This is a genomic window from Shouchella xiaoxiensis (assembly GCF_016907895.1).
Taxonomy (GTDB): domain Bacteria; phylum Bacillota; class Bacilli; order Bacillales; family Bacillaceae_D; genus Shouchella; species Shouchella xiaoxiensis.
On record NZ_JAFBCV010000007.1, the window covers coordinates 168,343 to 190,225 of the forward strand.

At 40.9% G+C, this 21,883-nt stretch carries 21 protein-coding genes; 8 read left to right on the forward strand and 13 right to left on the reverse strand.

Going from position 1 to position 21,883, the window contains the following annotated elements; translation table 11 throughout:
* Nucleotides 1–44: 44 nt before the first annotated feature.
* Nucleotides 45–854: a zinc ribbon domain-containing protein gene (locus JOC54_RS12510; protein WP_204466580.1), complete on the reverse strand. Its 810-nt coding sequence runs from the start codon at nt 852–854 to the stop codon at nt 45–47.
* 69 nt (nt 855–923) lie between these two features.
* The gene (locus tag JOC54_RS12515; RefSeq protein WP_204466581.1) at nt 924–2,342 is read right to left on the reverse strand and encodes a zinc ribbon domain-containing protein; all 1,419 of its coding nucleotides are present in this window, start codon (nt 2,340–2,342) and stop codon (nt 924–926) included.
* Between the two features lie 243 nt (nt 2,343–2,585).
* Here JOC54_RS12515 and JOC54_RS12520 point away from each other — a divergent pair, with 243 nt between their 5' ends.
* On the forward strand, nt 2,586–3,149 hold the full coding sequence (locus JOC54_RS12520; protein WP_054794955.1) for a zinc-ribbon domain-containing protein: 564 nt from the start codon (nt 2,586–2,588) through the stop codon (nt 3,147–3,149).
* Nucleotides 3,150–3,191: 42 nt separating this feature from the next.
* Here JOC54_RS12520 and murQ read toward each other — a convergent pair whose 3' ends face one another.
* The 5 genes from murQ to JOC54_RS12545 all read right to left on the reverse strand — a co-directional run bounded on the left by murQ (nt 3,192) and on the right by JOC54_RS12545 (nt 7,972).
* Nucleotides 3,192–4,085 carry an N-acetylmuramic acid 6-phosphate etherase gene (gene murQ / locus JOC54_RS12525; RefSeq protein ID WP_204466582.1) on the reverse strand — a complete coding sequence of 298 codons (894 nt, stop codon included), beginning with the start codon at nt 4,083–4,085 and terminating at the stop codon, nt 3,192–3,194.
* A gap of 159 nt (nt 4,086–4,244) precedes the next feature.
* On the reverse strand, nt 4,245–5,993 hold the full coding sequence (locus tag JOC54_RS12530) for an ABC transporter ATP-binding protein (RefSeq protein WP_204466614.1): 1,749 nt from the start codon (nt 5,991–5,993) through the stop codon (nt 4,245–4,247).
* Entirely contained in the window at nt 5,977–6,741 is a 765-nt protein-coding gene (locus tag JOC54_RS12535) for a MerR family transcriptional regulator (protein ID WP_204466583.1), read from the reverse strand. The genes JOC54_RS12530 and JOC54_RS12535 overlap by 17 nt, the downstream gene beginning before the upstream one ends.
* 59 nt (nt 6,742–6,800) lie before the next feature.
* A complete protein-coding gene (locus JOC54_RS12540) occupies nt 6,801–7,310 on the reverse strand; it encodes a GNAT family N-acetyltransferase (protein WP_035440098.1) in 510 nt (169 codons plus the stop codon).
* On the reverse strand, nt 7,307–7,972 hold the full coding sequence (locus JOC54_RS12545) for a Type 1 glutamine amidotransferase-like domain-containing protein (protein WP_204466584.1): 666 nt from the start codon (nt 7,970–7,972) through the stop codon (nt 7,307–7,309). The genes JOC54_RS12540 and JOC54_RS12545 overlap by 4 nt, the downstream gene beginning before the upstream one ends.
* A gap of 76 nt (nt 7,973–8,048) precedes the next feature.
* Here JOC54_RS12545 and JOC54_RS12550 point away from each other — a divergent pair, with 76 nt between their 5' ends.
* Nucleotides 8,049–8,504 carry an SRPBCC family protein gene (locus JOC54_RS12550; protein ID WP_204466585.1) on the forward strand — a complete coding sequence of 152 codons (456 nt, stop codon included), beginning with the start codon at nt 8,049–8,051 and terminating at the stop codon, nt 8,502–8,504.
* A gap of 41 nt (nt 8,505–8,545) precedes the next feature.
* On the opposite strand, the gene JOC54_RS12555 is transcribed toward JOC54_RS12550, so the two are convergent.
* Both JOC54_RS12555 and JOC54_RS12560 read right to left on the reverse strand, forming a co-directional pair.
* The gene (locus tag JOC54_RS12555; RefSeq protein ID WP_204466586.1) at nt 8,546–9,142 is read right to left on the reverse strand and encodes a PepSY domain-containing protein; all 597 of its coding nucleotides are present in this window, start codon (nt 9,140–9,142) and stop codon (nt 8,546–8,548) included.
* Nucleotides 9,143–9,249: 107 nt separating this feature from the next.
* Entirely contained in the window at nt 9,250–10,779 is a 1,530-nt protein-coding gene (locus JOC54_RS12560) for an NAD(P)H-hydrate dehydratase (protein WP_204466587.1), read from the reverse strand.
* Nucleotides 10,780–10,951: 172 nt separating this feature from the next.
* On the opposite strand from JOC54_RS12560, the gene JOC54_RS12565 reads away from it, so the two are divergent.
* A complete protein-coding gene (locus tag JOC54_RS12565; RefSeq protein WP_204466588.1) occupies nt 10,952–12,046 on the forward strand; it encodes an AI-2E family transporter in 1,095 nt (364 codons plus the stop codon).
* 135 nt (nt 12,047–12,181) lie between these two features.
* The gene (locus JOC54_RS12570) at nt 12,182–12,400 is read left to right on the forward strand and encodes a CotD family spore coat protein (protein WP_204466589.1); all 219 of its coding nucleotides are present in this window, start codon (nt 12,182–12,184) and stop codon (nt 12,398–12,400) included.
* 11 nt (nt 12,401–12,411) lie between these two features.
* Here JOC54_RS12570 and JOC54_RS12575 read toward each other — a convergent pair whose 3' ends face one another.
* The 4 genes from JOC54_RS12575 to JOC54_RS12590 form a co-directional block, all read right to left on the reverse strand.
* Nucleotides 12,412–12,930: a ribonuclease H-like YkuK family protein gene (locus tag JOC54_RS12575; protein WP_204466590.1), complete on the reverse strand. Its 519-nt coding sequence runs from the start codon at nt 12,928–12,930 to the stop codon at nt 12,412–12,414.
* 60 nt (nt 12,931–12,990) lie between these two features.
* The gene (locus JOC54_RS12580) at nt 12,991–13,461 is read right to left on the reverse strand and encodes a GNAT family N-acetyltransferase (RefSeq protein WP_204466591.1); all 471 of its coding nucleotides are present in this window, start codon (nt 13,459–13,461) and stop codon (nt 12,991–12,993) included.
* A gap of 75 nt (nt 13,462–13,536) precedes the next feature.
* Complete coding sequence (locus JOC54_RS12585) at nt 13,537–14,757, reverse strand: NupC/NupG family nucleoside CNT transporter (protein WP_204466592.1); 1,221 nt, start codon at nt 14,755–14,757, stop codon at nt 13,537–13,539.
* 207 nt (nt 14,758–14,964) lie between these two features.
* Complete coding sequence (locus JOC54_RS12590; protein ID WP_204466593.1) at nt 14,965–15,828, reverse strand: alpha/beta fold hydrolase; 864 nt, start codon at nt 15,826–15,828, stop codon at nt 14,965–14,967.
* Nucleotides 15,829–16,206: 378 nt separating this feature from the next.
* On the opposite strand from JOC54_RS12590, the gene JOC54_RS12595 reads away from it, so the two are divergent.
* The 4 genes from JOC54_RS12595 to JOC54_RS12610 all read left to right on the forward strand — a co-directional run bounded on the left by JOC54_RS12595 (nt 16,207) and on the right by JOC54_RS12610 (nt 21,841).
* Entirely contained in the window at nt 16,207–18,117 is a 1,911-nt protein-coding gene (locus tag JOC54_RS12595; protein ID WP_239586701.1) for a BCCT family transporter, read from the forward strand.
* Nucleotides 18,118–18,264: 147 nt separating this feature from the next.
* Nucleotides 18,265–19,236 (forward strand): TAXI family TRAP transporter solute-binding subunit, encoded by a 972-nt coding sequence (locus tag JOC54_RS12600; RefSeq protein ID WP_204466595.1) that lies wholly within the window; start codon nt 18,265–18,267, stop codon nt 19,234–19,236.
* A 90-nt stretch (nt 19,237–19,326) separates the two neighbouring features.
* Nucleotides 19,327–19,869: a DUF1850 domain-containing protein gene (locus JOC54_RS12605; protein ID WP_054794971.1), complete on the forward strand. Its 543-nt coding sequence runs from the start codon at nt 19,327–19,329 to the stop codon at nt 19,867–19,869.
* Nucleotides 19,853–21,841, forward strand: a complete 1,989-nt coding sequence (locus JOC54_RS12610; protein WP_204466596.1) for a TRAP transporter permease — start codon at nt 19,853–19,855, stop codon at nt 21,839–21,841. The genes JOC54_RS12605 and JOC54_RS12610 overlap by 17 nt, the downstream gene beginning before the upstream one ends.
* The last annotated feature ends 42 nt before the right edge of the window (nt 21,842–21,883 follow it).

Below are 21,883 nucleotides of genomic sequence, written 5' to 3' on the forward strand. Positions count from 1 at the left end.
CATTTTCAAAAAAAGCCATCTCCTTAACAGAGAATGGCTTCAGCTTAAAACATATTCATAGCGCCAAACATCTCAAATAACCCGTTCATAAAGGTATTCAAGCGGCCTTCTACATAAAAATAGATCACAAGGTAAAGGATGAATTGTGCAATGACAGGTAAGTAAAAGAGATCGACACCCGCTTGCGCTTTCTTACTTGCATAACTATAAATGGCTGTTATCAAGGCAAGGTTTGATGTAATGCAAATTAAGATGATCGTCCACCAAAATAAAGTTGTTATATTAACGAAACCTATAAAAATCAATAAGAGTGAAAGCGCCGTTGGGATAATCATTAACCCGCCATAACGCGCTACAACCTCTTTAAACGCGACCTGAACCTTACCTATTTTTAATGAGACAAATATAGAACCGACTACAACAGCTTGGGTAATGATGATCATTAGGAAAACCTCTGGAACAATATCTCCAAAGCTAACGCCACCGAATGCCGAGAAAAATGGCATGTTTTGAATAAAAGCATAGATTGCTAACGGCATGAAAACGGAGAATAGAAGCAGCGCCGCTAAACCGTGTCCAAAACCACTTGCACCTGCTTGACTTATAGATGTTGGATATTTTAAAACAGCGAGACATGTTTGTGCAAACCCTTTTCCAAAAGTGGTTGCCTGATTTGAAAAAGTGTCGCCCTGAGAGGCTTGTTGACTTGGTGGCTGCGCTTGCACATTTGTATGGTCACTGTGGCTCTCGCTACTCGGGTTACCCTCACCAAATTGTGTATGTAATTTCGTACCACATGCTGTACAGAATTTTTCATTCGGACTTGCTTCCTTGTGACAGTTAGGACAATTCATTTTTTGTACTCCTTTTTACTATTATTTAGTTACCTGATAAAGCTGCTTATTTGACGGTTCATCTATGGTCTAAAACTCTATCTCCACTGAATCATCTGATTGATGCAAGACTTGAGATCCTGGATATGAGACAGAATCACCACTGTTAAGCCAGCTAGATACGCTTAACTGACAGTCATACACGCTCCACCCCGCCTCTTTATCAAAGGTAAGATTCATAAAACAAGCTTCACTTGAATGATACAAACCGTCACTTAAATCCAATCCAGAACGGTTTACCTGAACATCGTATTCAATCGGCAGGACGAGCAACACTTCTCCTGATTCAGTTGAACTTAAGTAGTGATCCTCATACCAAACATCAATTGAATCAAGCTGCGCTGCGTATTCATAGGAATTATCTTCATACACTTCATAAAACGTTGCTAGATGATTATGAGGCAATTCTCCGCTCGTTCTTACTAGCAACCCCTCATCAAACTGACTAAACGCTTCATAATACGATTCACCAAACTCAATGATTGCTTCAGCCAACTTTGCTTCTATTTCTTCATTAATCTCAAAATCTAGTAGCACATCTTGATAGGCAGAATCAATTGGGAATGGTTCAGACGTTTCTTCCCCCCATGGGTACTCAACGACAATTTGGTAGCTCGATAGCCCATCAATTAGCATTGGTCCCACTTCAGCCGAACCTTCTGCAAGCGACACCTCTGTGTCATTCACTAAAATCGAAACATGTTCGTTCTCCTCATACATGTTAAAAGAAACAAGGTCGATATTCATATCGACATAGACTGTTTCGTATCCATAGATAAAGGACGCTGTTTGTGTATGGGTAAACTCACCAAACTCATTAGTAACGAGTGCCTCAATTGTGTAAATCCCCGGGATAAACGGTCCAACTCGAATAAAATAATCGTCTGCCTGAGCAGTATTAATTGATTCGCCATCAATTGTCAACTCAATTTCTTCATGTGGTATATGTACTTCGTAATAATGTTCATTAACTTCAATTTGATATGTATTAAATATAAATAAAAAAGTGCCTTCTTCTACAAGCGTGAATCCTTCCGATGATCCTACACTCTTTAATGACGATGCCAATTGATTTAGATTTACATCCCCTGTCTCAAATAGAGCAATCATTGCTTCTACTTCAAATGGCTGCACGGCGTGTTCCCCAGCCCGATCCAACTGCTTTTCAATCGCCTCAATATCTTCAGCGTTAACTGCACTCACAAATCGATCAACGGTGCGTTCTGCTGATGTGTATTCATTTCCAGCATAGATTCCCCCCATTACAAGTAAAATGACAGCAATCATCCCACCAAGTAAACCTTTCTCTTTTTTGGTACGCTTTCGTTTGACTACAGAGGCTGGCTTTGCACTCCCATTTCTGGTTTGTTCGGTTAATGATTGACCACAGTTCCCACAAAAGGGCTTTCCAACCTCTCGTTTATTTCCACATTGTCCACAGAAAGACACAACTTCACCTCCTTTTTATCGTTTGCCACCAATTAACTATATCGGTCATTTATGCACAGATTCAAGCAAAATAACAATCTTTTATACTAATCCTTTATACTTATACTGCTTCTCGTAACAATTTATAAAAAGAAACCCTCAACTCCAATTTTTTACCGTAAATAAAACAAAAAAGGGTTTCTTCTTACCTGCAATCAGTTATAAGATAGAGGAGCTCTAATTCATACAAAAGGTGGGATTTTTTTGTTTTGTTCAAATTGTGGTACAAAACGTCAGGAAAATGACCGGTTCTGTACGAACTGCGGTCAAGCATTTGCAACAGAGGAACAAGCGAGTCAACAATCTGCATCACAACCGATTCATTCAAACGGTGCAAACCAATCTACGAACACGTCTAAAAAGAAGATTTTCATAGGTATCGGTTCAGTCGCAGTCATCGCACTCATTATTTATTTCGCTTTCTTCCGCACCACTTTTGCTAACACGCCAACGGGAGCTGTTGAAGGATTCGTTCATTCACTAAACGAAGCTGACTTTGAACAGATGAAAACATATATTCATCCCGAAGAAGGTGCTCACGTGTTAGAAGAGATGGATGCTGAATTTGGGAATGGATTCGAAGAACTAATGTTCTCAATGGTTGACTTTGAGCTAAGTAATTTAGAAGAAGAAATTGATGGGGAATATGCAACGGTCTATGCCACAATGGCGATGACCACATCTTTCTTTAATGATGAAGAAGCGCAAGAAATTGAAGTTGAATTAATGCTACATAACGGGAAATGGTTAATTACATATTTGTTTTAAACGGAAAAAATTGCACAGGTAAAAAAACACCTGTGCAATTCTTTATTTTCTTTGAACAGCTTCCTTTATAAAACCATTGTTCTCTGCTAGCAATTGATTAGCTTTTTCGTTGCTACAATCTAAAAGCAACATGACAATAGCAGGTTTAACAGCATTGTTTGCTAATTTTAACGCCTGCATCGCTTCTGCTTCCGTAGCATTCGTTGCTTCCATCACAATTCGTTTTGATCGGTCTACTAATTTCTCATTAGTTGGTTGCAAATCGACCATTAAGTTTTGATAAACTTTGCCAATCCCGACCATTGCCGCAGTTGAAATCATATTTAAAATGAGCTTTTGAGCGGTTCCAGCTTTTAAGCGTGTTGACCCAGTTAAGACTTCCGGCCCTGTTTCTGGTTCAATGGCAATATCAGCTTGTTCACTAAGCAAACTATCTTTATTGCAGCTAATTGAGATAGCCTTGGCCCCTCGTGCCCTAGCTTCTTTTAAGAAGCCAATCGCATAGGGCGTCCGACCACTTGCCGCTAAAGCGATAACGGTATCTTTAGCACCTACCTTTAGATACGCACATTCTCTTACTCCGGTATCATAATCATCTTCTGCTCCTTCAACCGCCTCAGTTACCGCTTTTTGCCCTCCAGCAATAACAGCTCGAATCCGATCTGCCCCCATTCCAAAAGTAGGCTTACATTCAACCGCATCTAAAACAGCAAGACGACCTGAGGTTCCTGCACCAGCATAAAGAAGCCTTCCTCCATTTTGAAATGACTCTATAGCAGCCTGAACGGCTTGTTCAATTTGTGGCAATTGGCTTTTTACGGCAGAAATGACGTGAGCATCTTCTTGATTCATTATTTGAAGTAAATTCCTTAGCGGCATTTCATCCATCTGCATCGTTCGTTCATTACGATCTTCCGTGCCCAGTCTCTCTTCCATTATCATTCCTCCATAACCAATTTAATTCCTTTAAAGCTACTATATGACGCTCATTAAAAAATAGTAGGTAACAAGCTAAACAATATTTTTTACCCGGTCTCGACCTTATTCAAGCAAGATTAAGGTATAAAAAAAAGCTACCCTTAGGCAACTTTTTCCTTAATCAAATGTTAATTGCTGCTGCACAAGCTCTTTATACAGATCATGTGTTTCAAGCAACTCTTGGTGTGTTCCTGCTCCTGTCACTTGCCCTTCCTCTAAAACAATCAGCTGACTAGCGTGACGAACCGTTGCTAGGCGGTGCGCAATGACGAGCGTAGTCCGGTCTAACATCAAGCGCTCAAGTGCTTCTTGGACAAGCTTCTCGGATGAACTGTCTAAATGTGCTGTTGCTTCATCAAGCAGGAGGATTTCTGGATTGCGAATCATTGCTCGGGCAATTGCAAGGCGCTGACGCTGACCGCCTGATAAGCGAACACCTCTCTCACCCACTTCTGTATCGTACCCTTCTGGTAAGGATTGAACAAAGGACTGGAGATTCGCATCCATAATCGCCTGATCAATTTGAGTATCTTTAACATGATCAAGTCCATATGTTAAATTATCTCGAATCGTCCCCGACATCATCGGTGAATCTTGAGAAACGTAAGCAATTTTATTGCGCCAATTTTTTAACCCTATTGAATAGATTGATTCTCCTCTATAGGAAATATCTCCTTCAGTTGGCTGATAAAAACGCTCAATTAACGAGAACAACGTTGTTTTCCCAGCCCCGCTCGGACCAACAAATGCAGTCATTTGTCCAATCGGTGCCTGAAATGCTACTTTATTTAAAATCTGTTTTTCATCCGCATATTGAAACGAGAGCCGCTTAAACTCAAGTGATTCTGAAGCGTTCGTTTGTTTACTTAATTCATGGACGTCTTTCTCTTGCTCCGCTTTTAAGATTGAATCGATTCGTTCACTTGCTCCTAGTGCTTTTTGCAGCTGTGTGAAGAAGTTTGCCATTTGCGTAAATGGCATAGAAATTTGGAATAAGTAAAAGATAATGGCAACCAACGCACCCGCTGAGAGTGTTCCTGCTGCAACTCTCACGCCTCCGTATCCAAATATAACGACAAGCATAATGAGCATCAAACTCATCATGATTGGCTGAATGACGGCCATGATTCGCCCTTCTCGCACCCCGTAGCCAAACAATTTCTTCATTCGAGACAACCCAACTCGGTTTTCCTGATCTTCAGCAAGAGATGCTTTAACTAACCGAATGTCAGACAGCACTCTTCCTAAATCGCCTTGAAATGATGCGGTCTCGTCTTGTAAAGAACGGGACACCTTATACATCCGCCGTCCAAGAGGCATCATCACAAGCAAGGAAGCCGGAACCACCGCTAGCATCATTAACGTAATCCGCCAATCGAGCACAAGTAAAATCACAATGGAACCAACGATTGAGATAATTCCAGAAATGAATGGGATTAGTTGCAGCGTCATAAAATCCTTAATAACAAGCGTATCATTGGTCATCCGGCTCATCATTTCTCCAGAAGAATGCCGATCAAAAAAGGAAATAGGTAGACGCAATATCCGCTGCCACGCCGTCTCTCTTAGCGACAGGACCACTCGCTGACCGATGTAGACCATTGTATAAATAGCCAAACCAGACATAATCAGTTGGGAGATAAAGACGGCAACTAATATCCAAATCGTGCTCCATTGCATCCCGTCTAACGTCATTCCATCAATGAAATTCATCGTTAACAGCGGCACAATTAAAGCGAGAGCTGTCTCAAATACAACGAGGAGAACCGCTAGCACAAGTAAAAATGGTTTAGGAAGAAACGGCTTTATCATTGAGAAAAAACGGCCAATTCCTAGCGTTTGCTTTTGTTCAACGTCCACGTGCATCATTCTCCCTTTGATCAAAATATTCGACAATGCTTTGATGAATGTAGTCCCCAAGCTCTTTTGGAAAATAAACTGAGAACAATCCATGATGCTTATCAAAAAAAGATGCATCTTGACTCAATAGTTCAGCTGAAAAATCGACCGGTAAAAGTGTATAAAAAGATTTCACCATTTCTTGAACCTTAGAAGCTGTCGGATCTTGCCCTTGTTCCATTGATTGCCGCATCCGTTTATAAAAAAGAAGCACTTCCTGATCTATCGCGTTGCGAACAGCAGGGGTTTCGTATTCTCCAAAGAGTGTACCGATAACCTCTTCAGAAAAATGATCTTTTAGCTCTTTAGTCTGTAATTGCTCTTTTCGAAATGAATCTAATAAAATAAAAAAAAGATCGTCGACTTCTTTGTCTCCTATTTCTACCGTTTCAAATAGCCGCTCTGTCCGTTCAATTGTTTCAAGTACTTCTTCTATTTCATTCTTCTTTTTAATGAGCAGTTTCTTTTGCAAGTTCAGCATGGAGCGTGGACTTAAGTCAGGATTATTCACAACCTGTTTGCTTTCTTCCAGCGACATTCCTAAATGCTTGCACACTTGAATCTGCTGATAACGTTCCCACTCTTTTAATGTATATACCTTCTGTCCTTTTTCGTTTAAGTGTGCTGGCCTAAGTAAATCAATTTGATCATAGTACCGCAATGTTCTAGGTGTTGTCCCGACCCTTTTAGCAAAACGTCCAATCGTCTCTTCCATCACGTCACCTCCATTGTTCTATCCTAGTTGATGACGTAACGTCACACGCAAGTAAAATTTCAAACAAACTGACACATAATAATATCATCAACATATGTCCCATCATCGAGCTTCGCGTTTCTTAACAAGCGCCCCTCTTCTTGGAACCCTAATTTTTTATATAAGTGAATTCCACGCTCATTATTTGAAAACACTTCAAGCGTTAGTTTCTCAAGGTTGGGGTTCTTCTTTGCCCAATCAAGCAGCTGCGTAAGCAATCGGGTACCAATTCCTAATCCTGCATATGATTCTTTAACACTGATTCCGAGAATGCCTTGGTGGGCAAAACGCCTACTAGATGAAGGCTTAAAATGCATCATGCCAATCAGTTGCTCATCGATTTCTGCCAGCAAAATGAGCCCATCTGCATGATGGTTTTTAATCCATTCCTCTTCTTCCCTGACACTCAATGTAAACTCTTCTACGGCCGTGCCATAAAATGAAGGATTTTCTGTAAACACATGTTTCATATGCGCAATTAGATTTGCCGCATCACTAACTTTCGCATGTCTTATTTTAAACTCAGTCATGGTTTCTCCCCCAGCTTCACGATCTGATTATGTAAGACCGTATAAACACCACGGCCATCATAGAATTCGATTTCCCCATTTTTTAAATAGAGACCGGTTTGTTCATCAATCCCGTAACATTCCTTATTCTTATAAGTAGATGCCAGATCAAGCAAGTGTTGTTCATCATTCCATTCACTAAAATGAACGGCAACCGCTGTATGTTTTACGAGGCCTAATCCTCGCCGTTCCAATAATCTCCCTGTGTTATTGTCGCGCGGTGAAAGCAGACTCTCTTCCATACTTAGAATTGCACCTGCTGAAAAGCCAGCGACTGGCACACCTGCTCGAAAACGTTTTTTTAGTGCTTCTCCGATGGGCGTTTCAACCACTTCATCAATATAGCGCTCTGTATTTCCTCCACCAATTACAAGTGCACCTGCTTGGTTAATCTCTTCTACGGCCTCGTTAACCGGTACCTGCCCCAACGGAATGAACGCGCATTTTAACCCATATTCAGCCAGTTTATCCGCATAAACAGACTGATAGTTCTCCCACCCAGGACGCGGCATTACTAGAATCGTACATGATTGTCGTAGGGCTTTTTCACAAAACTGTCTAGCGAGCTTCCCCGTAAACGGAGGTCCTCCGCCAAACAAAAATAAATGGGTTTCCATTTTCATCAGCTTTCCCTCCTCTTGTATCTCTATCATACTTATTGTACAGTTTTCTGCAAAGACTGATAGAAGGAGCGAGCCGATGCCGACGATACGAATACGCACGTTTATTAAAGCTGATCGTTCTATTTGCTTTGATCTCGCCCGCGACGTGACCATTCACACTTTAACAACAGGGAATACAAACGAGCGAGCAGTTGCTGGTGTCACACATGGGTTATTAGAGCTACATGACACCGTAACATGGGAAGCAACTCATCTTGGTGTAAAGCAACGGTTGACGGCTCAAATAGTTGATTTGAATGTTCCCGCTGAATTTACTGATGTTATGGTAAATGGTGCCTTTCACTCATTTACACATGTTCACCAATTTCACGAGGTTAGCGGCGGCACAATGATGACTGATACATTTACGTATAAAGCTCCGTTAGGGTTTCTTGGTCACATAGCAAATTTCCTGTTTCTAAAAGCCTATATGACTCGTTTTTTAAAACAACGAACACAAGAACTAAAGCACCTAGCGGAAACCCAAAAGTAAAAAGCTGTTCAGCCAATAAATAGGCTAAACAGCTTTTTTAATTAATCCTTGTCAACTTCTATAATTTCACTCGTCTCTGCATCAATCTTCACTTCGTGCTCATTACCTTCAACATCCATTGTCACATCATAGATCGTTCTTGAATTGTCACGATCCAATGCCCAAGATCGAAGTTCACCAGCAACTTCTTCTCGTGCTAAATCAACTGCCTCATCAAGAGTGATTAGCCCTTCAAATGAAAAACCTTCTTCCTCTCTCTCAATTCCAGCTGCATCGTCTGCATCAAGAGCTTCCTCTCGCTGATGGGTGATTTCTTGCGTTGTTGCATCTATATCCATCTCATATTCGGTATCATCATCCATACCTTCAAATTCGTATAGCATCGCACGTGTATCAAACTCCACAGATGTTAATGAAGCATCTGGATAGGCATCTTCAAACTCTTGTAAAGCAACATTAAGATCAATATAGACACCAAGGTCGTCCATCTCATTGCTATTATTTGTGCTATCTCCTTGCTCTCCACCATTCGTAGTGTCAGGAGACTGATTGGTCTCTCCTTGAGGCTCATCTTGGTTGCATCCGACCAAAGCAGTAGCTGTTAAAGTCGCCACAAAAACCATTGACCATTTTTTCATCTTCACATACTCCTTTATCATGTAGAATCTGTTACTACCAGTATTCTCAAAAATAGGAGAATAAAAACACGTCATGAGGTGTAAGAGCTTGTATCATCATGTAAGGATTATTCACACAGTTTATATGCTTCTGCTAAACCTTCAATTAAATCACTTGGGGTCAAGCTGTTAATTGAGAAACCTTGGTTAATTAATAGATCTGCCGCATGCCCATGAAGAAATACAGCTGTTGACAAGGCGGTTTCTAGTGGTTGCCTTGCCACTAATGCTGTAACGATACCCGTTAGCACATCACCTGATCCTCCTTTGGCAAGACCGGCATTTCCAGAATGGTTGACCGTCATTCCCCCATTCGGATTCGCAACAATTGTGTGCGGACCCTTTAAGATGATGTGAGCCTGATAAGTCTGTGCATACGTCTCAGCAATAGTAAATCGATATTGTTTTACAACATCAACTGACTCATTTGCAAGATGCGCCATCTCACCAATATGTGGAGTGAGAACAAGCGGAGAGCGGCGTTTTTTTACCTCATCATGTAGTTCACTTACATAAACGAGTGCATCAGCATCAAGAATGAGGATACCAGTGTAATGCTCAATGGCATGGGCAATCATTGCTTTTATACGAGTACTTCGGCCAATCCCAGGACCAATTGCGATAGCTGCTTTCCCTTCATAAAAAGCAAAGAGTTCTTCTTCTGTCGGAGCAATCAATCCGCTCTGCTCGCTAAATGCTGTGTACATCGCTTCTTTTACATGAGTGGCAACGGTTTGTATCGCTGTACTGACCGTACCAACAGTCGTTAACCCTGCCCCTCCTCGAATAGCCGCACTAGCTGATAATGCGGCTGCACCTGGCATTTGTTGACTACCTGCAATCACTCCAATTCTTCCATTGCTCCCTTTATGAGCAAAAGGATTCGACTTAACCCAACTATTAACCACTTCATCTTTGCCCCACACACACCGTTGCGCTTCCAGATGATTCATTGTTGCAGGCGGTATGCCAATTGGTAGCGTCTCTACCTCGCCATAGTATGGCTTTGTTGCCTCTAAATAGTAACTAAGTTTCATTAATTGTAATGTAAATGTGCGATCAGCCGATATTGGCTCACCTTCCATTTCTGCTTCCCCTGCTGGTACACCGCTAGGTAAATCAATTGAAACAATCTCTTTATCCGCAAGGTTGATTTTTTTTATGATGGACGTATACGGTTCGCGAATGGCGCCTCTTAGTCCTGTACCGAGCATCGCATCGACAACAACGTCTACTTCACAAAGCACCTCACTCCAGGTTCGATTCATCTCTTTCCAGTAACGCCAGCGGTAGCCGCTTTGCTCGTAAACACGTTTATGAAGCTTAGCGTCTCCTTCAAAAATCGCTTCATCTTCAACAATACATGTAAGAACGGAAACACCTTGTTCTTTGAGCATTCGCGCAACAGCAAAGCCATCGCCTCCATTGTTTCCTTTTCCTATAAATAGAAGAAAGCGTTTTTCCATCCCATATAGATCAATTAATCTGCGAGCAATCTCTCGCCCCGCATTCTCCATCAGCACGACTCCGGGAAGACCTATCTTATTTATCGTGATTGCGTCAATGCTCGCCATTTCTTCACCAGTTACGATACGCATGACTCTCACCCTTTTTCTTCGTAGTACAGATGTATTCCCTGTTCGACTTTACTGAAACAGCGATTGGTTCTCATATTGATTGGATTTTCTAAAATTTGTGGTATAGTACACTTACTAATATTTTTCAAAATGAGATACATATACTTTTTAAAAGAGGAGGTTTTAGCTCGTTATGATGGATAACAAAGCATTTCGATTTGCAAGTTGGATTATCGTAATCCTTCTTATCATTTACCTTGGGTCACTCGTTAACTTCATCTTCCGACCTATTGCTGTTTTGTTTCAAACGTTATTTGCTCCAATCGTTATCGCGCTCATTATCTATTATTTGCTGAGACCATTTGTGAATATATTGAGCAAAAAGCTCCATCGTGGACTTTCCATTTTAATTGTCTTTCTAGTCTTGATTGGGATTGCAACAGGTGCGTTGCTCTATGTTGGTCCGATTCTTCAGAATCAGGTCATGTCGTTCTTTGATAATGTACCTCGTTACGCCAATACCGTGCAAAGTTTTGTTGAAGATCTGCAAGAACAACCAGCGTTTCAAAACATTGTTGAGCAGATGGATTTTTCATTTGAAAACATTTCTAACACGATTACGGAAAACTTAGAGGGCTACCTTCAATCAGCCGTTGATAGTATTGGCTCGTTTATTAGCGCGATTGCCAACTTTGTAATTGTCGCGGTTATTATTCCTTTCGTCTTGTTCTACATGCTTAAAGACGGAAAAAAAGCACCGATGATGGTTATCAATCAGTTTCCTGCTAGAGAACAAGAAGAAGGAAATCGCGTACTAAGTGATTTAGATAGTGCACTTAGCGGTTACATTCAAGGACAAATTCTAGTTAGCGCCTGTGTCGGAGTCCTTTGTTTAATCTGGTACTTAATTATTGGGCTAGATTACGCCTTAATCTTAGCTTTAGTTGCTTTATTTACGAACGTTATCCCGTTTATCGGGCCATGGATTGGTACAGCCCCTGCCGTTGTTGTCGCGTTATTTCACTCACCGTTCACCGCACTTCTTGTTATCGGTGGAGTGGTTGTTATCCAACAAATTGAAAGCAATGTGTTCTCACCACAAATTATGGGTAGACAGCTTTCCGTTCACCCACTGACAATTATTTTTGTATTATTGGTAGCAAGTCAATTAGCCGGTTTCATTGGTATTTTACTTGCTGTTCCGACGTACGCAGTTGGTAAAGTTATTGTTCAACATACGTACCGTCTCATTCGCATTCGCATGCGATCACGTCCAAAACGCGTTTAAATGAAGCCAGCAAGCAGCCCCCTTTGAAAGGAGCCGTTTGCTGGCTTTTTACTCGTGCATAATCGATCTACTTTTTGCCTATACCAATTCGCTCTCTGGTACATAAGCTGATCGTAAAGGAAAGGATGAATTCTTATGTTTCGAAAACCGAGATTTCGCCCAAACGGTCCACACCCTTATGTGGAAGAATTTGTTGTAAAAGAAGTTCACCCTGTATTAACACATTATGTAACAAATAAAGTTTATCGTCATGTTCATCAATTTCCCCATCAGAACGATACCGTTATTCGTGAAACGATTGGACCACCGCCTCTTCCTCAAAGGCATCCACATTGGAAAAGGCCACCTCGCTAAGCGAGGTGACCTTATTTGGTGAACCGGTTTGCATAACTGCTTGCAACGAAAGAATCCGGCTTAAGTTTACCAACAAAACCAAATCGTTCTACACGTTTGATCATTTCGTCTGCATAGACATATGAGCGATTTTCTAGTTGCGAACCAAGATCCAGATGTGCTTCAAACAATAAGGCCTCTTCTCCTAATTGTGAGTTAATCAAGTTAAGCAACTGTTCCTTACGAGCTTGGGTAAATAAAATTAAAACCTGTTCAGTCAATGCCGTCTCATAAGAGAGACGTTCGTACAAATTAAGCATCTTTTCAGCAACGATTCTTTTAGTCAGACAGGCCCATGTCCCTAAATGAATCCGTTGAACGACAATTCCAGTCACAAACCGCGTTGTCTGAGCATGTACTTGTGAATCTGTCCCTATACTGATTCTATACCTACACATTGGTTCTTCAGCAATATACGCTTCTAGCTGTGTAAACATCGATTGAAAGGAGTTCCATTTCCCATGAATAGAGGTGTAGATTGCTTCTTGCATTAACAGGACCCTCGCTTACATATGACATAGTTTCAGTCTATGCGCGCTGCTCCATAATAATTATTTCGATGAAACCGTTTTTTCCATAAATGCAAAGACGGTTGCTTCGCCTGGCAACGTATCGAGCTTAATCGTTTTATAACCTAGCTTTTGATAGAACGCCAAATTTTTCTCACTCTTACTTCCTGTAAATAGCGCATAGACTGAGCTCTCAACAGTCTCTTCAATCGCATCCATCAACTTTCTTCCAAGACCTTGATCCTGCCAGCTAGGGTGCACCATTAATTTCCCTATTTTCGTCGTGTCACTTTCACGCATTGCTCGAACAGAACCAACTATTTTATTCTCATTACTAACGGCTTTTAACACGACGTTCTTCGTAAAAGCCCGTTCTACGTCTTCAACTGTCTCATGGAGCGGAAGAATGGAATAATCTTTATATAGTTCCGCCTCACTTTGGTAAGCGATTTTTTGTAACTCAAGAATAGCCCTCGCATCCTGTAACGTCGCTTCCTTTATTTCAATTGTCAATGGTTCTCACTCTCCTTTCACATCATTCTATCGGAAAATAAAAAAGGCAGCCATGATTCTGACTACCTTCATTCATTATCCAATTAACATTCCAGCAATGGCTGCGTTCATTAAGTTTACGAGCGTTGCGGCAATAAGTGCTTTCACACCATACTTTGCAATTAGTGGACGACGTTCTGGAACCAATCCACCTAAACCACCTAGCAAGATAGCAATTGAACTGATATTCGCAAAACCACATAGAGCAAAGCTTGTAATAATAAAGGTCCGATCTGATAAAGTGCCCTCTGCACTTGCTAATGCATCAAATCCGATAAACTCATTAACAATCGTTTTTTGCCCGATAAAGGAACCTGCTTGAACAGCTTCTCCCCAAGGTACACCAATGACCCAAGCAATTGGCGAGAAGACATATCCTAATATTTCTTCAAGGGTAATTGTTCCAAATCCAACCAAATTACCAACTGAACCAAGGATTAAATTGATCAAAGCGATTAGAGATACAAACGCAATTAACATCGCCCCAACATTTAGTGCAAGCTTTAAGCCATCAAGGGCACCGTTTGATGCAGCGTCGATTACATTACGTGATTCACTTTCTACTTTAAAATTGATTTTGTCCTTCGTTTCACTTACTTCTGTTTCTGGCACAAGCATTTTCGCCATCAACAAACCACCTGGTGCTGACATAAACGTCGCGGCAATTAAGTACTCGAGCGGAATTCCCATCATAGAGATTCCAGCCATTACAGAACCGGCTACCGTTGCCATACCACCTGTCATAACTGCAAATAGTTCAGAAGTCGTCATCTTGCCAAGATACGGTTTGATAAGCAAAGGCGCTTCTGTTTGACCAACAAAAATGTTTCCAGTTGCAGAGATTGACTCCGCGCGGCTCGTTTTTAACAAACGAGAAATCCCGCCACCTAAATACTTTACAATAAACTGCATGATTCCGTAGTGATATAAAATACTTATGATCGCTGAAAAGAAGATGATAATTGGCAGTACCTGGAAGGCAAAGACATTACCCACTCCTTCAAGCGCTAATACATCGCCAAATAGCATATTGATACCTGCTTCTGACGTATTAATAGCAGCTTGGACTCCTTTTGTTAACCCTTCCAAAGCATTTCTTCCTACTTCCGTCCACAGCACGATAAAAGCAAATAAAACCTGTAGTGCCAAAGCAGTAACTATTGTTCGCCAATTAATCGCTTTCTTGTTCGAAGAAAGTAAAAAAGCGATTCCTAATAGGACCACTATTCCCATTAAACCCCATAATACATGTTGCATAATAACCTCCTGGGTGTCATATGTATATTGTTTTCTTACTATCCCCTACTTTGTAGAGTTATTGCAGATTTTTTTTGGACAATGTTAAAAAAAGATTCTAACAACGTTCAGCTTAAGAAAATGGTCGAACGAAGTCAATGGGGATCGAAATTGTTGTAATACTAAGTTAGCTGTTAACAAGAAAAGAACACGGCATAGCCGTGTTCTTTATGCTGAATGTTGATTTAAAAACCCAATTAGTTCATCTGCGTGTTGTTCAGATCCTTTACCAAGGCAAAGCAAATGCCCCCATGTATCAAGACAAAGTAGTTTAGCTGATTGAATGTGGCCTTTCGCATACTCTGCATGATCAAGTGGCACAATTGCGTCATTTATACTATGAACAATTAATGTAGGAACTGAAATTGAATCAAGCTCGTGTTCAAGCGAATGTTTCATTTGCTGGAGATCAATTAAAAAACCGTGACGAGAGCGCTGGAATTCTGTCATTCGGTCAAATAAATACCAGTCCCTTGCCAGCGTTCGTTGTTTTATTTCCTCATATGGTAATTTACTATATGCTGGTGCGATTGTTTTAAAAGCAAGATCTGGTGAAAAACGCGTAAATGACGATACGCCTTTCCAAATAAATTTCTCCACATATGGGTGAAACAAACATCTGCTCAAAACCGCATCTCTTAAACGATTTTCCTTCCAAGGTTTTGTAACGGCACCTTGCAACGTAAACGTTTTAATTCGTTCTGGGTAATGGCTTGCTAAATAAATTCCTGATGGTCCTCCAGTTGATGCGGCAATTAAATGCACTTGATCAATCTGTAGTTCATTTAGTAGTTCAATATAGAAACTACATGCTTTCTCGAGCGTGCGCCCGATCTTCTTTGACGTGTGCCCGTAGCCAGCTCGAGATGGAACAATGACAGAATATCCTTGATCCACTAACTCCTCTAGTCCGAGCTGCTCCAAACAGCTTGAGTGGCCCCCATGCAAATATAAAATTGGGTCGCCTTCCCCTGTAATTGAGTATTCAAGCGTATTATCCGAGTACGAAAAAGAAGCAATGCCTCTCTCCATGTTGTCTATCCCCTTTTTAGCTTTTGTGATTTCACTTGCAGCAAGATCGCAAAGTCTAAGACGAATCTTACTCCTCTCAAATTAGAAAGTCAACGGGTTTTTGTAGACTTTCACTCGACAAATTCATGCCATATTCTACAAGTTGCTCTATCACCAAGATTTCCCCTACATACAGTATTCAATCGTGCATAAATGGCGCACACAAATGACCTATAGAATGAAATAATAGTGCTTCCGTGCTTGTCTTAACGTAGCAAACTAATTAACTGTCTTTAAAGATATTTCTAAAAAGATGTATACGAACATCCTTAACCGGGTATGGGACACTTATATGCCCGTTGTGCATGTACATAAAAAGGAAAAGAGGAGTTGATGCGTATGGCTAAACAGCCTGATTCATCTTCAAATTTGAAAGAACAATCATCGTCTTTTGTTCTTATCTCTTCGTCGGTCATTATCGCTTTATTTGTGCTCTGGGGTATCATTAGCCCACAGCATTTAGGCGCAACCGCCGACTCAGCTCTTGATTGGATCATCTCGAATTTCGGCTGGTTCTACATGACAATTGCCAGTGTTTTCATTTTGTTTGGTGTCGTTGTGGCACTAACACCATTCGGGAAACTAAGGCTCGGAAAACCAACTGATCGACCAGAGCACTCATTCATTTCTTGGGTTGGTATGCTTTTTGCAGCAGGGCTAGGTGTCGGTTTTGTTTTTTTTGGGGTCGCTGAACCAATTCTTTACTATTCCGATCCTCCTCCAGGTTATGCGTTTAATTTACCAGGTGAAGCCGGTGAAGCAGCCGAAGTTGGCCTCCGATACGGAGTATTTCATTGGGGACTTCACGCATGGGGAGCCTTCTCTGTTGTCGGTTTAACGCTTGCCTATGTTCAGTTCCGTAAAAACAGACCTGCATTGATTAGTTCTGCTTTTTACCCACTTCTAGGGAAAAAAACAGATGGATGGATGGGAAAAGGCATTGATTTATTAGCGGTAATCTCAACATGTGCAGGTGTCGCAACAACGTTTGGCATTAGTGCTTTACAGATTTCCGGAGGCGTCTCATTCTTAACGCCACTAGAAAATGGCATTCCACTTCAATTAACGATTATTGCCATTATTACGGTTCTATTCTTATTTTCTGCAGTAAGAGGCATTAATAAAGGAATAAAGAAACTGACGAACTTAAATTTAATTTTAGCTGGTATGTTATTATTATTTGTTCTATTTGCCGGTCCTACAATTACGTTACTTGAGAGCATGGTCACAACACTCGGTGGATATGTGTCGAACGTTGTATCGATGTCCTTCTCAATGGAGCCTTATTCAGACGATGGTTGGCTTGGAGCCAATACGATTTTTTTCTGGGCATGGCATATGTCGTGGTCACCTTTTGTCGGGCTCTTCATTGCCCGTATTTCGAAAGGAAGAACGATTCGTGAATTTATCGCTGGTGTTCTGCTCGTCCCCACTCTCATGGCTGTCATTTGGTTTTCAGTATTTGGCGGGACAGCACTCGACATTGAAATTCAAGGTATTTTCGGAATGGCAGACATCGCTAATTCTGAAGTAGAGTTAACGTTATTTTACATGCTTGACCAGCTACCTTTGACATTGATTTCAAGTCTATTAGCTGTAATAGTAGTTGGAATATTTTTTGTTACATCAGCTGATTCAGCCGCTTTCGTTCTCGGGTCAATGACATCAAATGGTAGCCTAAACCCGGCCTTTAAACTAAAAGTATTATGGGGTGTATTAATTGCAGGAACGGCTTCAGTCTTGCTTATTAGTGGAGACGGTGGATTAGATGCTTTGCAAACCGCCGCTTTAACCGCAGCACTTCCATTTGCTTTCATTCTCGTCTTCATGCTCATTGCAGTCGCAACGATGATCACTCGTGATTGGAAAACCGAACAACGACGGAAACAGTCTGACCATGATGACGCATTAAAGAAAGCGATGAAAGAAGAAGCTTATGAAGATTTACGTCGAGAACTCTCTGAAGAGTGGCGTGAAGAACTTAGAAGAGAACTGCTTGCTGCCGGACGGTCTACAGCAGAAATGCTACACTTTCAAACGACAGAAAACACAGCTATCGTCGGAAAAACATTGGCAGAAATCAAGTTCCCACCTCACGTCAATGTAAGCGCAATTGAACGTGAAGATTCCGTTATTTCACCAACAGGCAGTACGGAGATTAAAGCCGATGATTACTTGTATATTCTTGTAGAAATGCAGCAAAAAGAAGCGGTTCAAGAAATTTTAAAACAAACTAAGGATGAAAAATAAGACGAAAGAGATCCAACTTTTTCTAAAGTTGGATCTCTTCGTATATTCTTTTAATTGATTACTTTAAATCACTAAAAGTTTGACATTTTTCAATATTTTTTTGTAAACTAAGAGAATAGTAACTTGAATAAACAGGGGGTTTTACAAATGAAAAAAGCGTTTCCAATTCTTTTCACTTTAAGCGCAGCACTTCTTCTTGGAGCATGTGGGGGCGATGATGACAACGGGAATGGGGATAATGGTGGCTCATCAGATGATCCTAGTTTTCTAAGTCTTCTAACAGGCGGTACTGGTGGGACGTATTATCCACTCGGTGGTGCAATGGCAACCATTATCTCTGAAGAAACAGGTCTACAAACAACAGCACAATCATCAAATGCATCTGCTGACAACTTAGCACAATTGCGTGATGGAGAGGCAGAAATTGGCTTTACACAAACGGATGTTATGTCTGACGCGATTGAAGGTATCAATGCGTTTGATGAGCCAATTGACAATGTATCTGCTTTAGGTGCGCTTTATCCTGAAACAATTCAAATTGTTACAACTGCTGGATCTGGAATTGAAACGGTTGAGGATCTGGAAGGACGCGCTGTATCAGTTGGTGCACCTGGCTCTGGTACATATGTAAATGCAGAGCAAATTCTCGAAATTTACGGAATGACAATGGATGACATTGATGAACAACGTTTAAGCTTTGATGAGTCTACAAGTGGATTACAGGATGGCAATATTGATGCTGCCTTTATTACTGCAGGTACACCTACCGGAGCTGTATCTGGCTTAACAGCAACAAATGATATTGCTTTAGTAACAATGTCACCAGATAAAGTGGATGAATTGGTAGAAAAGTATCCTTTCTATGCACCTATTACAGTTGAAGCTGGTACGTACGATGGAATTGATAGCGCTGTAGATACGGTTGCTGTCTACGCGATGATTGCTGTTTCTAACTCGCTTTCTGAAGATCTTGTTTACAACATGACTAAAGCTATTTATGAAAGAACAGACGAAATTGCTCACGAACGATCTTCTTCCATTCAACTTGAGACTTCACAAGAAGGAATTGGATTTGACTTACACCCTGGTGCGCAACGTTATTTTGACGAACAAGAATAATTTAAGAGGATAGAACAAAGTCTGTCGGCTGTAGCATAGTGCTTCATTTTATGTACAGCCGACTTTTCATATGGGGAGCAAATGTAATCAATGAAATTACATAAGAAAAGACGTACATTTTTTTTCATTGGTTTTAGCTTACTAGTTTTGATAATCATCATGATGATACCGGTTCAATCGTCTCTCGTTTTTTATAAAGAAAATACAAATACAATCCTAGCGCATCTACCTTTAAACGCTAATGATCACTTTAACATTGTTTACACTCATTCGATACACCTTACCGATGTAACAGAACATTATGTTGTTACAGATGATTATGAGATTAAGCAAACTGAAATGAGCTTTTCAGAATTCGGTATTGGAATGCCGTCTTACGCAACTGGTGACCAAGAACTTGTTTTTGAAGAAGGCGAATACCATTTGCGTAACATAAACACGACTCATGCTGAAATTGCCATTCGAACGGGCTACGTTGTTCCCGAGCAACGGTTGGTTTGGGGAAATGATGCCGAAAATCAAATTTGGTTTAAAGATCATTTCGAACTACGGTCATGGATTACAATGAAGGTCGATCACTTAAGTTTATGGCAATGGTTGAAAGGAGAACAATTAAATGGCAACAACGAATGAAGCACTAACACAAGAAGAACAAGATGAACTAATTCGTAAATATGATCCTGAATCGAACACGCGTAATCTAAAAGGTATTACAGCTGCCATCGTGTTTATTGGATTATTATCATTTTCACTGTTCCACCTCTACACAGGTGCTTTCGGTCAATTTACTGCTTATATCCAGCGGACCGTCCACTTAGGTTTTGCGTTAACTTTAATTTTTTTACTCTTTCCAGCACGTAGAAAAACAATGCGCCAGACAGTGCCTTGGTATGACTATTTACTAGCACTTGCTTCCGTTATTGTTTGTGGCTACTGGCCATTCTTTTATGATTCGCTCGTTCAACAAGTTGGGGGCATTCAATCAACCGCACAATTAATTATTGGGATCGCGGCGATTTTGCTTGTTTTAGAAGCGACTCGAAGAGCTGTCGGATTACCAATCATTATTATTGCTGCGGTGTTTATGGCTTACGCTTTATTTGGTCCATACATGCCCGGAGTACTCGCACACCGTGGTCTGAGCATTGAACAGTTCGTTAATGCGATGTACTTCACAACACAAGGGATTTTAGGAACCCCATTACAAGTATCCTCCACATTTATTTTCTTGTTCCTATTATTCGGTGCATTTCTTGTACAAACTGGCGTTGGGAATTACTTTAATGATTTGGCCATTACAATTGCTGGTCGCCGTGTCGGGGGACCTGCAAAGGTAGCAATTTTCTCTAGTGCTCTAAACGGTACCATTTCAGGGAGCTCCGTTGCCAACACTGTTACAACCGGTGCTTACACGATTCCGATGATGAAAAAGCTTGGTTACAAACCAAACTTCGCCGGCGCGGTAGAAGCTGCTTCATCAACAGGTGGTCAAATTATGCCACCTATTATGGGTGCTGCCGCCTTTTTAATGATTGAATTTGCAGGTGTAAGCTACTGGGAAATTGCCAGAGCAGCGATCATTCCAGCCATTCTTTATTTTGCAGGAATATGGATCATGACGCATTTTGAAGCAAAACGTCTCGGCTTACTTGGATTACCAAAAGAAGAAATACCACCTAAAAGTGTCGTATTTAAAAAGTTGCATCTCTTAATTCCAATTCTTGTAATCATCTATCTCCTTTTTGCAGGATTTAGTATTGAACGAGCGGCTTTACTTGGTATTTTATCAACGATTATTGTTAGTTTATTTTTGAAAGAAACAAGAATTACGCCAAGTAAATTTATTTTGGCGCTTACGAGTGGCGCTCGCACTGCTCTTGGTATCGCGGCAGCAACCGCCTGTGCCGGAATTATTGTTGGTGTTGTGACCACGACTGGTTTAGGACTGACGATGGGGAATATGATCGTAGGACTTGCAGGTTCAATCGCAACAAGTATTGAAGTACAGCTATTACTAACGCTCTTTTTCACAATGATTACGTCAATCATTATTGGGATGGGCTCACCAACAACAGCCAATTACATCATTACTTCAACAATTGCGCTACCGGCTATTATTGCCTTAAACAGTCATCCTGAAATTGCAATTCCTGTTCTAGCTGCGCATATGTTTGTGTTCTATTTTGGAATTTTGGCAGATATTACACCTCCAGTTGCCTTAGCCGCCTTTGCTGCTACGGGTATTTCCGGAGGAGAACCGATACGGACAGGAATAAATGCATCAAAGCTTGCGATTGCAGCTTTTATTATTCCATATATGTTTGTTTTACAACCACAGCTCTTAATGATTGATTCTACATTCTTTGAAATTGCGTTAGCCTTTGCTACCGCATTTGTCGGTATGATTGCCATCGGCGCTTGTATGATTGGATTTTGGTTTAGAAAAATCAACTGGCTTGAGCGAATTCTTTCATTAGCAGCAGGCTTAATGCTCATTTATCCAGAAGGCTACTCTGATATCATTGGCTTCATCTTATTTGTAGCCTTAATTGGATGGCAGATTGTTACGATGAAGCGAAACAAGCCGCAACAAAAAAGTGCATAATTGGATGAAAAAAGAAGAAGCGAACTCGTTCGCTTCTTCTTT